This is a genomic window from Bacillus sp. FSL P4-0290, assembly GCF_037975435.1.
Classification (GTDB): Bacteria; Bacillota; Bacilli; order Bacillales; family Bacillaceae; genus Bacillus; species Bacillus subtilis.
In genome coordinates, this window is the sequence record NZ_CP150253.1 from 2,496,370 (window position 1) to 2,511,354 (window position 14,985).

Here is a 14,985-nt window from a genome sequence, read left to right on the forward strand (position 1 = left end):
AATCGCGCTCAGGTTGCAATCAATACCTATATTGTTTTCGAAATTGTTTGAATTGTTTCAATCGCACGGTTCGCGTATTGTTCATTTCGTTCTTTTTTATTTTTAATTTTAACTGGCAATTCTTTCAAAAGCCCAAAGTTTGCATTCATCGGCTGGAAGTTCTTCTGGTTTGTTGTTGTAATATAATGTGCCATACTGCCAATTGCTGTTTCCTGAGGGAAGATCACAAGCTCTTCTCCCAATACAAGCTTCGCCGCATTAATGCCTGCTACAAGTCCTGAGGCAGCTGATTCCACATATCCTTCTACTCCCGTCATTTGGCCTGCAAAGAACAGATCACTGCGGTTTTTAAATTGATAAGTCGGCTTTAACAGGCTTGGAGAGTTAATAAATGTGTTTCTGTGCATCACGCCATATCTGACGATTTCTACATTTTCAAGTCCTGGAATCAACTTGAGAACTTCCTTTTGGTCTCCCCATTTTAAATGAGTCTGGAATCCTACAATATTATAAAGTGTTCCCGCAGCATCATCCTGTCTGAGCTGAACGACGGCATAAGGGCGTTTTCCTGTAACAGGATGCTCTAGACCAACCGGTTTCATCGGACCGAAAAGCATTGTTTTCTTACCCCGTTTTGCCATAACTTCAATCGGCATGCAGCCTTCAAAGAAAATCTCTTTTTCAAATTCTTTTAACGGCACTGTTTCTGCTGATGTTAATGCTTCATGAAAACGGTCAAACTCTTCTTCTGTCATCGGGCAGTTCAAATATGCTGCTTCACCTTTATCATAACGGGATTTTAGGTACACTTTATCCATATCAAGGCTGTCTTTTTCTACAATTGGCGCCGCTGCGTCATAAAAATATAAATAGTCCTCTCCAGTCAGCTCCTTCAGCTGGGCAGACAGCGATTCAGATGTTAACGGACCCGTTGCGATGATAGTAGGGCCTTCAGGAATTTCAGTCACTTCTTCATTAATAACGGTTACGTTTGGATGATTTTTCACCCGATTTGTCACACTTGCGGCAAATTCATGACGGTCTACTGCAAGAGCGCCCCCGGCAGGCACCGAACATTCGTCAGCCGCAGCGATAATGGCTGAATCAAGCGCACGCATTTCTTCCTTTAATACACCGACAGCGTTAGCAAGTGTATTAGAGCGAAGAGAGTTGCTGCAGACAAGCTCAGCAAATTTATCTGTATGATGCGCAGGCGTTTGTTTAACTGGCCGCATTTCATACAATTTGACTTGAATCCCACGTTTGGCAAGCTGCCATGCTGCTTCACTTCCTGCGAGTCCGGCTCCGATTACATTCACTGTTTGTTGGTTCATCTTTCACATCTCCTAGTTTATTATTCAAGGCCTTCTTTTAACACACAAAGAAGGTGAGCAAGACCCTGCTCACCGCTACTTCTGTGGTTCTTCCTTATAATCGCATTCCACGCATTGGACTTGTATACCTTTTTTGAGTTTTTTCTCGACGAGCATTTTTCCGCATTTCGGGCATTTTCGTTCAATTGGTTTGTCCCATGATACGAATTCACAGTCCGGATAACGGTCACAGCCGTAAAACACCCGTTTCTTTTTCGATTTTCGCTCAACAATGTTTCCTTCTCCGCAGCTCGGGCACTTCACACCGATTTGTTTCACAATCGGTTTCGTGTTCCGGCAGTCAGGGAAGTTGGAGCAAGCTAAGAATTTACCGTACCGTCCCATTTTATATACCATTGGAGAACTGCACAATTCACAATCCTCTCCAGCATACTCTGGTTCAATCTCAACTTCCTTCATTTCCGATTCGGCTTTTTTGACGCGTTTTTCAAAATCGGTGTAGAAATTATCGATAATCTTGACCCATTCGGTATTTCCTTCTTCAACATGATCAAGATCTCTCTCCATTTTAGCTGTAAACTCAACGTTAATGATCTCAGGGAAAAACTCCATGATCAAGTCAAGAACGATCTGACCTAATTCAGTCGGAACGAAACGTTTATTATCCAATGCCACGTAGCCGCGCCGCTGAATAGTATCAAGTGTCGGAGCATATGTGGATGGACGGCCGATACCGCGTTCTTCAAGGGTTTTAACAAGCCGGGCCTCAGTATATCGCGGAGGCGGCTGGGTAAAATGCTGCTCAGGTTCTATATCTTTTGATAATACCGTGTCGCCTTCTTGTAAGTCAGGCAGCATCCGGTCTTTTTCTTCCATTTGATCGTCTTTTCCTTCAACATACACCTTCATAAACCCGGAAAACTTGACTTTACTTCCATTTGCACGAAATGTCAAACCGTTGTTTGTCAGGTCGACACTCATTGTATCGAGAACAGCCGGTGCCATTTGGCTGGCAACAAAACGCTCCCAAATTAATTTATACAGTCTCATTTGGTCTCTGCCGAGGACTGCTTTTAATTCACTTGGTTTTCTAAGAACTGATGTCGGCCGAATTGCTTCGTGGGCATCCTGGGCATTTTCATTCTTTTTCGCAGGCTTCCGTTTTCCGCCTAGGAACTCTTTTCCATATGTCTGATCAATAAATGCAGCTGCTTCATCAACAGCCGTATTTGAAATACGGGTTGAATCCGTTCTCATATACGTGATCAGACCAACCGTTCCTTCTCTTCCTAAATCAATTCCTTCATATAATTGCTGTGCAATCATCATCGTTTTCTTCGCTCTGAAATTGAGCTTGCGAGCCGCTTCCTGCTGCAGGGTAGAAGTGGTAAAAGGCAAAGCAGGATTACGTTTGCGTTCCTTTTTGGTTACTTTTTCAACTGTATATTGATTCCCTTTGAGCTGAGAAAGAATCTCTTTTACATCAGCTTCACTATTTAAAGGAAGTTTTTTGCCGTTTTTCCCGAAAAAGCTCGCTTCAAAGGTTTCTTGACCTTTTAAGAACGTACCGTCAATTGTCCAATATTCCTCAGGCTTAAAGTCGTTAATCTCTTTTTCACGGTCAATAATCAAACGGAGGGCAACGGATTGCACGCGTCCTGCGCTAAGCCCTTTTTTGACTTTTTTCCATAAGATTGGACTGATTTTATATCCGACAAGCCTGTCTAAAATACGTCTCGCTTGCTGTGCATCCACTAAATCCATATTGATCATGCGGGGATGCTTAAACGATTCCTTAATAGCGTCTTTTGTAATTTCGTTAAACACCACACGGCAGTCTGAGTTGAGATCTAAATCAAGACTGTGTGCCAAATGCCATGCAATCGCTTCCCCTTCTCTGTCGGGGTCAGCTGCGAGATACACTTTTTTGGCTTTTTTCGCAGCCGTTTTCAGCTCTTTTAATACCGGGCCTTTACCTCGAATGGTAATATATTTCGGTTCAAAATTCTGTTCTATGTCAACTCCCATTTGACTTTTTGGAAGATCCCGGACATGTCCCATTGATGCTTTTACTTTATATTTTTTACCTAAGTAACGTTCAATCGTTTTCGCCTTAGCGGGCGATTCCACGATGACTAGATAATCAGACATTTTCATCCCCCTCAAGAGGTGTTCTCTCTCTTTTCAAGATATTTCAATTTTATTTTTGCAGCTGTCTTTATTTGGCTTTCAACATTTCATTCTTTATCATGAACGTCATTAATTAAATAGAAAACAATATGCAACTTTAAATCCTCACTATTATTAAATATTACAATACCGTTTGTCAAACGATAATTCAAAAGGGTTCCGTATATTGAACGTTTCTCTCAGGAAGTTCCTCGAAAATATCCTCTGCTGACCATATGGCTTTAGCCCCCTGCTGGATCAGTTTTATAGGACCTCCGGCGTAAGGGTCAAACAATGAACCGGGTACGGCAAATACCTCTCTCCCTTGTTCCAATGCTTGATAGGCAGTAATCAGCGAACCGCTTTTTTCTTTGCCCTGAACGACAATAACGCCTTCACTTAGTCCGCTGATAATACGGTTTCTCATAGGGAAATGCCATTTTTGGGGTTTAGTTTCAGGTGGGTGCTCTGACAGCAGGATATGGTGTTTAGCCATGTGATCTGCTAACTGAAGGTTTTCTCGGGGATAAATGTGTTGAAATCCGCCTGCAATGACGCCAATTGTCCGCCCCTTCGCCTTAATACTTGCAGCATGGGACATTCCGTCTATCCCAGACGCCAGTCCGCTGACAATCACCCAACCTTTACGACAGATCTCTTTTGTAAGATGATTGACAACTTGTTTCCCATAAGCTGTTGGATTTCTTGTGCCTACAATTCCAATTTTTCTCCCTTTCGAAAGAAGAGTCATGTCACCTTTTGCAAACAGTACGGCAGGGGGATCATAAATGCTTTTAAGCCAGAAAGGATATTGCTTTGAAGAAATAGGGATGGTGTTAATGCCTTGCTCACGATAAGCAGCAAGTACACGCGGGAGCTTTGGATAAAATTGTTCTATTTCGTTTTTTAATGCAGCTGCTTTTATTTGATCACGAGTAACCGTTTGTAACACGGGTGATGTCAGCGACATAGACGGATCGGCTTTCCACCATTTTAATAGAAGGGATGGGGATAATAATTGATTGATTCTGCAAATCGTTAGGCAGACAGCGGCCTGATCCAATAGATTGACCTCCTTTTGTTAGAAAAAGCAGGAACAGCCTTGACGGCTGTCCCTTTTTTATTAATGCGTTTTACAAGTTTCGAACAAGTTCTTCTCTTTCAGCACCTTGATTAAGGTTTCACCCATGACAGAAGGTGTCTCTGCAACTTCGATTCCGCATGCATTAAGGGTTTTGATTTTTTCATCAGCTGTCCCTTTCCCGCCGGAAATAATGGCGCCTGCATGCCCCATGCGCTTCCCAGGAGGTGCTGTTTTACCGCCAATAAAACCGACTACCGGTTTTGTCATGTTGGCTTTTACCCACTCTGCCGCTTCCTCTTCGGCCGTACCGCCGATTTCGCCAATCATGATGACTGCGTGTGTGTCAGGATCTTCGTTAAACGCTTTTAAAACGTCAATAAAGTTTGTTCCATTTACAGGGTCGCCGCCGATTCCAACAGCTGTAGATTGCCCTACACCCGCTTCTGAGAGCTGGTGCACCGCTTCGTATGTTAATGTTCCTGAACGTGATACAACGCCTACATGACCCTTTTTATGGATGTATCCGGGCATAATGCCGATTTTACATTCTTCAGGCGTAATGACACCAGGACAGTTCGGCCCTATCAGTCTCGTTTTCTTGCCTTCCATGAAGCGTTTGACCTTCACCATATCCAAAACCGGGATATGTTCTGTGATACAAATCACGAGATCAAGCTCCGCATCTACCGCTTCCATAATCGCATCAGCTGCAAACGGTGCGGGCACATATATAACAGACGCGTTAGCGCCGGTTGTTTGAACTGCTTCAGCCACTGTATTAAATACAGGAACACCTTCCGCTTCTGTTCCGCCTTTTCCAGGTGTTACACCGCCAACAATATTTGTGCCGTATTCAAGCATCTGCTTCGTATGAAATAAAGCGGTAGAACCTGTAATCCCTTGCACAATAACTCTTGTATCTTTATTAATGAAAACACTCATTATTTGGTCCCCTGCCTTTCATTCTTTCTTAAACTAAGGATACGATTTTCTGCGCGCCGTCAGCCATTGATTCCGCAGATGTAATGTTTAATCCTGATTCACTAAGGATTTTCTTCCCTAGATCCACGTTTGTGCCTTCAAGACGGACGACAAGCGGCAATGTCAAACCAACTTGTCTAGTCGCTTCAACAACCCCTTCTGCGATGACATCACATTTCATAATGCCGCCGAAAATGTTGACAAAAATCCCTTTAACGTTTTGATCAGAAAGAATGATTTTAAATGCTTCCGTGACTTTTTCCGCGGTTGCACCGCCGCCCACATCAAGGAAGTTGGCCGGTTCTCCTCCATAATGCTTGATAATATCCATCGTAGACATTGCAAGTCCCGCGCCGTTTACCATACAGCCGATATTTCCATCAAGGGAAATGTAGCTTAGATCATATTTGGACGCTTCAATTTCTTTCGGATCTTCTTCATCCAAATCTCTGTATTCCATAATGTCCTTTTGTCGGTACAACGCATTGCTGTCAAAATTCAATTTTGCATCAAGCGCCATCACATTTCCGTCGCCAGTCACAACAAGCGGATTGATTTCGGCGATTGAGCAGTCTTTCTCAACAAACGCTTTATATAGTCCAAGCATAAATTTAGCAGCTTTTCCCACGAGCTCTTTTGGAATATTAATAGCGAATGCAATTTCTCTGGCTTGATAGCCTTGAAGGCCAACAGCCGGATCAATGACAGCTTTTTTGATTTTTTCTGGTGTTTTCTCCGCAACCTCTTCAATTTCCGTTCCGCCTTCTTCAGAAGCCATTAAAACGATTCTTGAAGTGGCGCGGTCAAGCACTAGACCGATGTAATATTCTTTTTTAATATCGCAGCCTTCTTCAATAAGTAAGCGTTTTATTACTTGGCCGTCCGGACCCGTCTGATGTGTAACTAGGGTCTTCCCTAATAGTTCTTCGGCATACGCTTTTACTTCGTCTAATGATTTTGCTATTTTTACCCCACCAGCTTTGCCTCGACCGCCAGCATGAATTTGAGCCTTTACGACATAAACCGAGCTGGATAAGCTCTTTGCACTCTCAACTGCTTCTTCTGCTGTAAAAGCCACTTTACCTTCAGGAACAGATACCCCATATTTTCTGAGGACTTCTTTTCCCTGGTACTCATGGATATTCATTTCCCATCCTCCTAACTTATGTAACAAAACTAAAATAGACTGCGCTTTCATTCTATAATAATACTGGAAGAATTGTCTACAGTTCGATGCAAAATCTTTTAATCCTTCTAAACATTCAAACTTTTACTTTATTAAAAACATAAATTTCAAAGAAGGATGGGGAATATTTTAGCTATTTTTTGTTTTTTACGCTTTCGTCCAATTTGTAAATGAATGAAAAAATCTCGGCTACCGTTTCATAAAGAGCTTCAGGAATTTGATCATCTACCGTCAAATGGCGCATTAATTCGACAAGGGTCCGATCTTCTTGAATCGGGACCCCTGCTTTTTTCGCTTCTTTGATAATGTTGTCAGCTACATGGCCCTTCCCTGTGGCAATCACTCTCGGCGCCTTATCTTTTTGTTCGTCATAATGGAGAGCAACAGCTTTTCTGATCGGTGTCTGCTCTTTCATATTTTCACATCCACTTCCTGATCACTGATACTTGTTATATATTGATCGATTGAAGCCTTTTCTTCGGTGTGAACCCTTTTTTTAGTGTTTACCCCTGAAAGGCTGTACCCCATTTCCTTTAGCCCCTGTTTAAGCGCGGGCACCATCGGATCGATCGCAGCCTGCAGCTCGAAATCAGTCTCTATTGTAATGGTCATGACTTTTTGCTGTACCAAGCAATCAACGACGGTTTCTTTTAGTGTATCAAGCTGCAGCAAAAACAAAAGGCGGCAATGGGAAGGATCAAGCTTTCCATCCGCTTCTTTCTTTCCTTTAAACAGAACAGTCATGTCCTGAACCCCTGACTTCGAAAACATCGGAAATGACATTACAATTTGGCTGTATGATGGATGGTCCTGCTGCATGAAAAGCTGGCCATTTAATTTATGAAAAAGCTGATCGGCTTCTTGTTTGACTGGTTCGGCTACCTCATGCGATGCTCTTAAGGCAGAAAGAGCCAGCTTGATGGATTGCATTTCGCCAGATGTGACTGCGCTTCCTTGTTCAAACGCTTTAATGAACGCAACCTCGTCCCTTGCGCCGATTGCCGTTTTCACTTTGGATAAGAAAGAAAGAACATCTGCCTTATCCGCCAAATGGGGTGCTGTCTGCTGAACAGCCTTTAAAAAGACTTCGGCTTCCTGATCTGTGACTTGTGCCGCCTGTAAAACAGCTGAAGCTGCAAGTGACTTACTATCACCCGATGAAGCAGCCGCTTTAATCCAATTTGCTGCTTCTTTCACAATTTGGAGACTGTTTTTTTCAGCAGATTCCGTCAGCTTCACCAGCAGCTGGCGGGCTTCTTTAATTGGAATGTCTGCTGCTGTTTTAACAGGCTCTTCTTGTATGCTTCCCTGTTCTGCTGTGTGATTTGCAATCGGCAGGCTGGCTTTTCCGGGGGAGCCAGCTGGTGTGCTAAGCTCCCTGCTTCCAGCTGTATTCGTCGGAGAAGGTGCTTTCGTATTGTCGGTTAAAGAAATAAGCTTATCAATCAGCCGTTCTGCATGGACATCGATTTCACTATTTAAAAGCACCGTGACTGCTTCCTTTAGCTTTGACATCATTTGGCTCTGCTGAGGGTTTTGGTCGATTGCCTGTAGCAGCTGGGATACGTGCTGATGCAACGGAACAGGCGATTTCACAGCGTGAACACCATTCAAAATCTCGGAGTGAATGGGAAGATCACGCTTTAAAGCGAAGAGAACCGTTTCAACTGCTTTTTTTGTGTCTTGCGAAGGCAGCGTGTCCATCCAGTGGACAGCTGTTTTGATATCATTTTCTGTTACGGGTGTTTTGCTTTTCAGCATCGCTCCTGTCATCATGAGAGCTGCGTTTGACGTCTTCACTGAAATAGCATTTAAAAGTTTGTCAGCTGCATCCTGAATGGTTTTAGGATTTTGATCAAAGCTTTGAACGACCTGAAGACGGCCTGTTTGCTCTGCCGTTTTTTTTTCGTAGGAAAACCAATAGTATGCCTGAGGACGAAGCTGAGTTTCAAGTTTTCCCTGAACAGTTTGATTGCCGACTTGGATCAGGGCATGCTGATCTCCTAGTAAACGAAGCACTTTTCCTAAGAGGAGACGCTTCTCCCCGTTTAGCGCTTCGTTTACTTTTGATGTTTCCTGCGGGACGGCTGTACGCCCGAAAAGGTGCTGCAGCGCCTTTTGCACATCATTTCGTATGTTCATTTTAAAAAGGTGCCTCCTTGTCCATGGTGATTTATCTGAAAGATTGAACAGGAGCGAAAGTTTTGCGGTGCAATTCAGTTGGGCCGTATGCAGCGAGAGCTTCCAAATGTTCTTTTGTCCCATAGCCTTTATTTTTTTCAAAGCCGTACATGGGATACGTTTCGGCATAAGCGCTCATCATTCGGTCCCTCGTCACTTTTGCGATACACGCACCTGCCGCAATAGACACGCTTTTGGCATCGCCTTTTATAATTGACGCCTGAGCCGTGTCGAGGGGAAGTGTCATTGCGTCAACAAGCAAATAATCAGGTGTAGCCGACAAATCCTGTATCGCTTTCACCATTGCCATTTTTGAAGCTTCATATATATTGATCTCATCAATCACAGTAGCTTCTACAATTCCTATCCCGACCGCCAGTGCTTCCTTCATAATAAGCTCGTAATATTCCTCGCGTTTTTTCTCTGAAAGCTTTTTGGAGTCTGTCAGTCCAAGTATTTCACATTCCTCTGGAAGGATGACTGCGCTGGCGACAACTGGTCCTGCCAATGGCCCCCGGCCGACCTCGTCAACACCTGCCATCAAGCGAAATCCCTTGTTTCTTGCCAGCCTTTCATAGGAAGTCATATTCACCCATTGTTCTTTCAGCGCTTTTTCTTTCGCTTGCTTTTTAAGCCATTGCTCTACAAGCGTTTGAACGCTTTTTCTCGGGTCGTTTTCGCATTGGGCAATAAATGGGTCTTGTGCATCCTTCACTTCCTGCAAACGGTCTTTAATGTCCTTTACGGTTAATGTATTCACTTTCTCTTCTCCCTTACTGTATGTATCGGTTCAGCCAAGAAAAAATAAAGACCCGCATTTCTGCGCGCCTTTACATCGTCGGCTGTTCAAATGACAGCCTGCCGAACTTTTCAGTGCGAATATCGCGAATGATGACTTCAGTCGTCTTATCGTAGTTGATGAGCCCACCGCTCATGAGACAGCCCCGCTTTTCACCTATTGCATCAAACAGCTCGGCAATGTCCTCTGGGATCTCATCAAGGCCATAACGCTCTTTAAGCCGTTCTGGGTAATGTTCTTCGAGAAAACGAAGACCAAACACGGCCACGTCCTGCAAATTGATAATCGAGTCTTTAATAGCCCCGGTGACTGCCAGTCTCAAACCGACAAGCTCATCCTCAAATTTAGGCCACAAAATTCCCGGTGTATCTAATAGCTCTAATTCTTTCCCAACTTTGACCCACTGTTGAGAAGTCGTAATACCAGGTCTGTCTCCCGTTTTTGCTATGTTTTTCTTTGCAAGCCGGTTGATGAGCGTTGATTTTCCGACGTTTGGAATGCCGATAATCAAAGCGCGAATCGCTCTCGGCTTCACACCTTTCGCACGCATCCGGTCAAATTTTTCTTGGAGGATCTCTTTTGATGCAGGCACAATTTGATTTAACCCTTGTCCATTTATAGAATTAATAGACAGAGAGCGGATCCCCTGGTTCTCAAAGTGCTCTTTCCACTGCTGTGTAACTGCCGCATCTGCTTTGTCAGCCTTGTTTAACAGCATAATTCGCGGCTTGTTTTTTAGAATATCTTCAATCATTGGGTTTCTTGATGACATTGGAATTCTGGCATCTACCAATTCATATACGATATCGATTAATTTTAATTTTTCGGTTACTTCCCTTCTTGCTTTTGCCATATGGCCCGGGAACCATTGAATTGTCATGTGACACGAACACCGCCTTTATCTTCAGTATGCATGATTCATTGTTGTCCTTTATGTATTTTACGATGCCTGTCCGGCATTTTCAAATTCTGTATAAAAAAAGAGCTTGTTACAGGTAACAAGCTCTTTTCGTTCGTTATCATTATCGTCTGATCTCTTTAATACGAGCCGCTTTTCCGCGAAGTTCACGCAGATAGTAAAGTTTAGCACGGCGTACTTTACCGTAACGTACAACTTCGATTTTCGCGATTTTTGGTGTGTGTACTGGGAAAGTACGTTCAACGCCAACACCGTAAGAAATCTTACGAACTGTGAACGTTTCGCTGATTCCACCACCACGACGCTTAATCACAACACCTTCAAAGATCTGGATACGCTCACGGTTACCCTCAACAACTTTAACGTGTACACGTAAAGTGTCACCAGGACGGAACGCAGGAAGATCAGTACGAAGCTGTTCTTTTGTGATATCTTCAATTAGTTTTTGCATCGTTTTCAACTCCTTCCAACAGATGCTCTTGGCCACAAAAACCGGCACAGCGGAACATCGTTTTCAAGCTTGCAGCGGATAAGCCCGCTTAAGCCACAAGTAGTATCTTATCACAATTTCATAGCCTATGCAATAAAATCTATTCTTTTTCCCATTCAGAAATCCACTTTCTTTGCTGCTCTGTAAGCGGGTAGTCTTTCAACAGATCCGGACGTCTTAGGTAGGTCCTTCTGATCGATTCTTTATTCCGCCATTCTTCAATTTTTGCATGGTTTCCTGACAAGAGTGTTTCAGGCACTTTTAAACCTTTGTAATCTGCCGGTCTTGTATAATGCGGGTGCTCTAAAAGTCCGGTGCTGAAGGAATCCTCAATATGGGAAGCCTCTTTACCCAGTACACCCGGAAGCAGTCTGACCACACTGTCTGCGATCATCATTGCAGGGAGCTCACCGCCCGTCAGAACAAAGTCGCCAATTGATATTTCATCCGTTACCAAGTGCTCGCGAATGCGTTCATCATAGCCTTCATAGTGGCCGCAAATGAACAGCAAATGCTCTTCCTTTGCTAATTGCTCGGCTTTTTTTTGGGTAAAACGCTCACCTTGCGGGCATACGAGGATAATACGCGGAGCAGCGGCTGCCTTTGATGTCAGGTCCTCGACCGCGTCAAAAACAGGCTGAGGCTTGAGAACCATGCCTGCCCCGCCGCCATAAGGATAATCATCAACAGTATTGTGCTTGTTATCAGAGTACTCTCGGAAATTTACGACTTGAAACTGCACCGCATCTTTTTCCTGGGCTTTTTGAAGAATCGATGAGCCGAGCACGCCTTCAAACATTTCAGGAAACAGCGTCAAAAAGTCGATTTTCATTCGTCTATTAACCCTTCCATTAGTTCAATCTCAATTTTCTTTTCCCTGACATCGATATGTTTGACCACTGATTCAATGTAAGGAATGAGTGCGTCTTTTTTTCCTTTTCGTCCGATGACCCAAACGTCATTGGCTCCAGGCGTCAAAATTTCTTTGACCTTTCCGATGAGTTCGCCTTCTTCAGTAAATACTTCACACCCAATAATTTCGTGGAAATAAAATTCACCCTCATTCAGCTCTCCTAATTCTTCTTCAGGAACTTTAATGATTGCGTTTTTCAGCTCTTCTACTTCATTTAGGTTTTGTCTTTCTTTAAACTGCAGGAGATGAAATTGCTTATGCAGTCTATGTGTGTTTACCGTTACCTCCACTGGTTCGTTACGGCCGTCCATAAACAAATACAGCGTGTTTCCCGGCTTGTATCGTTCTTCGGCAAAATCTGTTTTTGAAATCACCCGCACTTCACCTTTGATTCCGTGGGTATTTACGATTTTGCCTACATTAAACCATCGCTTTGTCATATGATCACCTCTGGCGAATTTCAATTACTTTTCCGTCTTTTATGACGATGGTGTTCGCTGCTGTTTTCTCATGCCAGTCATCCCCGACTTCAATCGTCAGCAGCGCATCGACTTCCTTTTCTTTCAACTCACTGCCAAGCGGCAATGTATGTACTTGAGCAATTTGAAAATCAATGATTTTTATATCATCTTTTCGCTTTTCTATTGCCTTTTTAAATTGTTCAATCATATCAGGGTTTTGCTGTTCTTTCTCATGTTTTCTAAGCTGAAAATAGAGCTGGCTGCATTCTCGTTCAAGCATTTGTTTCTTTTCGGCAAAAGAAGCTAAAAGCTTTTCTTTGCTACTCTCGGTTAAGACTTGCATAACGGCTACACGGTGAATAATTTGCATCGCACCAAGCTCCCCGCTTTTAAAACTTTTACTCGCCCAGGCTTTTCTATTTTGCCTAAGCTTCTATCAGTTTACCCTTTTTTTGCGTGTAAAAAAAGGGGAGGTGCCGGCCCTCTCCCTTTTAGTCAAATATTTCAAATTGAACTTTCTTAGAAGACTGTGCGCCAGCTGCAAATACAGCTGTTCGAATCGCTTTTGCAGTCCGGCCTTGCTTTCCGATAACTTTACCGGTATCTGACTTATGGACAGATAAGCGCAGCGCAATCTTTTGATCGGTTTCTTCTCTTATGACGCGAATGTCATCTGGATGATCAACAAGCGGCGTCACAATGTGGACAATCAAATCTTCCAAGTGTTGATCAGTCATTACTTGCCTTGTTTAGCGTTGTGGAATTTTTCCATGATTCCTTGGCTAGAGAACAAGTTGCGAACTGTATCAGATGGTTTCGCTCCAGTTTGAAGCCATTTAAGAGCAAGCTCTTCGTCAATTTTTACTTCCGCTGGTTTTGCAACCGGGTTGTAAGTTCCGACTGTTTCGATGAAACGGCCGTCACGTGGTGAACGAGAATCTGCTACAACAATACGATAGAAAGGAGATTTTTTTGCTCCCATACGTTTTAAACGAATTTTTACTGCCATTTTACTAGCACCTCCGAAAATATTTCAACAAGATAGTATATTAACAATGATAAAAGTGTTTGTAAAGTGTTTTTTCTTAACAACGGTTTTATCATGTATAACCGATTACATAAAAGGTAGCTTAAACCCTTTTTTCTTGCCTTTTGACATGTTTGTCATCTGCTTCATCATTTTTTTCATTTCATCAAACTGCTTAAGCAGACGGTTGACTTCCTGTACGGATGTCCCGCTTCCTTTTGCAATCCGCTTCCGCCGGCTGGCATTGATGATATCCGGCTGTTCTTTTTCAAGAACAGTCATTGATTTAATGATTGCTTCCACATGATTCAGCTGTTTTTCATCAACTTGGATGTTTTTCAGGCCTTTCATTTTACCTGCACCCGGCATCATTTGCAGAAGCTCATCAAGCGGCCCCATGTTTCTGACTTGCCCGAGCTGCTCCAGAAAATCGTCCAATGTGAAGCTCATCGTTCTCATTTTTTGTTCCAGCTCTTTGGCTTTGTCTTCATCAACGCTGGCCTGTGCTTTTTCAATCAATGTCAGCACGTCGCCCATGCCGAGAATCCTTGATGCCATGCGTTCAGGGTGGAACGGCTCTAACGCATCAAGCTTTTCGCCCAAACCTGCGAACTTAATTGGCGTGTTTGTAACAGCGCGAATAGAAAGCGCAGCCCCGCCGCGTGTGTCTCCATCCAGCTTAGTTAACACAACACCGGTTAAACCGAGCTGTTCATTAAAGCTTTTGGCAACATTCACAGCGTCCTGACCGGTCATTGAATCGACAACCAGGAAAATTTCTTCCGGATTCGCGATTTCTTTGACGTTGGTCAGTTCATCCATCAGTTCATGGTCGATATGCAAGCGCCCTGCCGTATCCAAAATGACGTAGTCATAATGTTCTTCCTTGGCTTTCTCAATAGCCTGTTTAGCTATTTCTACAGGACTGACCTGATCGCCAAGAGAGAAAACAGGCATATCAAGCTGTTTGCCGAGTGTTTCCAGCTGCTTAATTGCGGCTGGGCGGTAAATATCGGCAGCAACCAGCATCGGTTTGCGATTATGCTTTTTGCGCAGCAGATTCGCAAGCTTACCGCTTGTTGTCGTTTTACCGGCACCTTGGAGACCGACCATCATAATAACAGTCGGCGGCCTTTTTGCGACGGCGATTTTGCTCTCTTCGCCGCCCATCAGCTCAGTCAGTTCCTCTTGAACAACTTTAATGACCTGCTGGCCGGGCGTCAGACTTTTCATGACGTCTTGGCCTACAGCGCGTTCACTTACTTTTTTGACAAAATCTTTGACTACTTTAAAGTTAACGTCAGCCTCAAGCAGCGCAAGGCGAACCTCACGCATCATATCTTTTACATCTTGTTCGCTGACTTTCCCTTTTCCGCGGATTTTAGAAATCGTCTGCTGCAGTCGGTCGGCTAATCCTTCAAATGCCATAGTTTGCCGCCTC

At 43.6% G+C, this 14,985-nt stretch carries 16 protein-coding genes; all 16 read right to left on the reverse strand.

Features of this window, described 5'->3' with window-relative positions; genetic code table 11:
* Window positions 1-26 precede the first annotated feature (26 nt).
* A complete protein-coding gene (trmFO, locus tag MKY10_RS13000; protein WP_003244725.1) occupies window positions 27-1,334 on the reverse strand; it encodes an FADH(2)-oxidizing methylenetetrahydrofolate--tRNA-(uracil(54)-C(5))-methyltransferase TrmFO in 1,308 nt (435 codons plus the stop codon).
* A 75-nt stretch (window positions 1,335-1,409) separates the two neighbouring features.
* Window positions 1,410-3,485 (reverse strand): type I DNA topoisomerase, encoded by a 2,076-nt coding sequence (topA, locus tag MKY10_RS13005; protein ID WP_003245599.1) that lies wholly within the window; start codon window positions 3,483-3,485, stop codon window positions 1,410-1,412.
* 187 nt (window positions 3,486-3,672) lie between these two features.
* A complete protein-coding gene (dprA, locus tag MKY10_RS13010; protein ID WP_003245871.1) occupies window positions 3,673-4,566 on the reverse strand; it encodes a DNA-processing protein DprA in 894 nt (297 codons plus the stop codon).
* A gap of 60 nt (window positions 4,567-4,626) precedes the next feature.
* Window positions 4,627-5,529, reverse strand: a complete 903-nt coding sequence (gene sucD, locus MKY10_RS13015) for a succinate--CoA ligase subunit alpha (RefSeq protein WP_003238566.1) — start codon at window positions 5,527-5,529, stop codon at window positions 4,627-4,629.
* Between the two features lie 28 nt (window positions 5,530-5,557).
* The gene (sucC, locus tag MKY10_RS13020) at window positions 5,558-6,715 is read right to left on the reverse strand and encodes an ADP-forming succinate--CoA ligase subunit beta (protein ID WP_003244732.1); all 1,158 of its coding nucleotides are present in this window, start codon (window positions 6,713-6,715) and stop codon (window positions 5,558-5,560) included.
* A 172-nt stretch (window positions 6,716-6,887) separates the two neighbouring features.
* Window positions 6,888-7,169 (reverse strand): FlhB-like flagellar biosynthesis protein, encoded by a 282-nt coding sequence (locus MKY10_RS13025; protein ID WP_003232001.1) that lies wholly within the window; start codon window positions 7,167-7,169, stop codon window positions 6,888-6,890.
* Window positions 7,166-8,896 (reverse strand): hypothetical protein, encoded by a 1,731-nt coding sequence (locus MKY10_RS13030; protein WP_015252101.1) that lies wholly within the window; start codon window positions 8,894-8,896, stop codon window positions 7,166-7,168. The genes MKY10_RS13025 and MKY10_RS13030 overlap by 4 nt, the downstream gene beginning before the upstream one ends.
* Window positions 8,897-8,927: 31 nt before the next feature.
* Window positions 8,928-9,695: a ribonuclease HII gene (gene rnhB, locus MKY10_RS13035; protein WP_015252102.1), complete on the reverse strand. Its 768-nt coding sequence runs from the start codon at window positions 9,693-9,695 to the stop codon at window positions 8,928-8,930.
* Window positions 9,696-9,765: 70 nt separating this feature from the next.
* Window positions 9,766-10,614 carry a ribosome biogenesis GTPase YlqF gene (ylqF, locus tag MKY10_RS13040; RefSeq protein ID WP_339225881.1) on the reverse strand — a complete coding sequence of 283 codons (849 nt, stop codon included), beginning with the start codon at window positions 10,612-10,614 and terminating at the stop codon, window positions 9,766-9,768.
* Between the two features lie 142 nt (window positions 10,615-10,756).
* On the reverse strand, window positions 10,757-11,104 hold the full coding sequence (gene rplS, locus MKY10_RS13045; protein ID WP_003220825.1) for a 50S ribosomal protein L19: 348 nt from the start codon (window positions 11,102-11,104) through the stop codon (window positions 10,757-10,759).
* Between the two features lie 139 nt (window positions 11,105-11,243).
* Window positions 11,244-11,975 carry a tRNA (guanosine(37)-N1)-methyltransferase TrmD gene (gene trmD / locus MKY10_RS13050; RefSeq protein WP_003232011.1) on the reverse strand — a complete coding sequence of 244 codons (732 nt, stop codon included), beginning with the start codon at window positions 11,973-11,975 and terminating at the stop codon, window positions 11,244-11,246.
* Window positions 11,972-12,496 (reverse strand): ribosome maturation factor RimM, encoded by a 525-nt coding sequence (gene rimM / locus MKY10_RS13055; protein ID WP_003232013.1) that lies wholly within the window; start codon window positions 12,494-12,496, stop codon window positions 11,972-11,974. The genes trmD and rimM overlap by 4 nt, the downstream gene beginning before the upstream one ends.
* A 4-nt stretch (window positions 12,497-12,500) precedes the next feature.
* On the reverse strand, window positions 12,501-12,887 hold the full coding sequence (locus MKY10_RS13060) for a YlqD family protein (RefSeq protein WP_015252103.1): 387 nt from the start codon (window positions 12,885-12,887) through the stop codon (window positions 12,501-12,503).
* 121 nt (window positions 12,888-13,008) lie between these two features.
* Window positions 13,009-13,254: a KH domain-containing protein gene (locus MKY10_RS13065; protein ID WP_014476792.1), complete on the reverse strand. Its 246-nt coding sequence runs from the start codon at window positions 13,252-13,254 to the stop codon at window positions 13,009-13,011.
* The gene (rpsP, locus tag MKY10_RS13070; protein ID WP_003220815.1) at window positions 13,254-13,526 is read right to left on the reverse strand and encodes a 30S ribosomal protein S16; all 273 of its coding nucleotides are present in this window, start codon (window positions 13,524-13,526) and stop codon (window positions 13,254-13,256) included. The genes MKY10_RS13065 and rpsP overlap by 1 nt, the downstream gene beginning before the upstream one ends.
* A gap of 105 nt (window positions 13,527-13,631) precedes the next feature.
* Entirely contained in the window at window positions 13,632-14,972 is a 1,341-nt protein-coding gene (gene ffh / locus MKY10_RS13075; protein ID WP_014479771.1) for a signal recognition particle protein, read from the reverse strand.
* Between the last annotated feature and the right edge of the window lie 13 nt (window positions 14,973-14,985).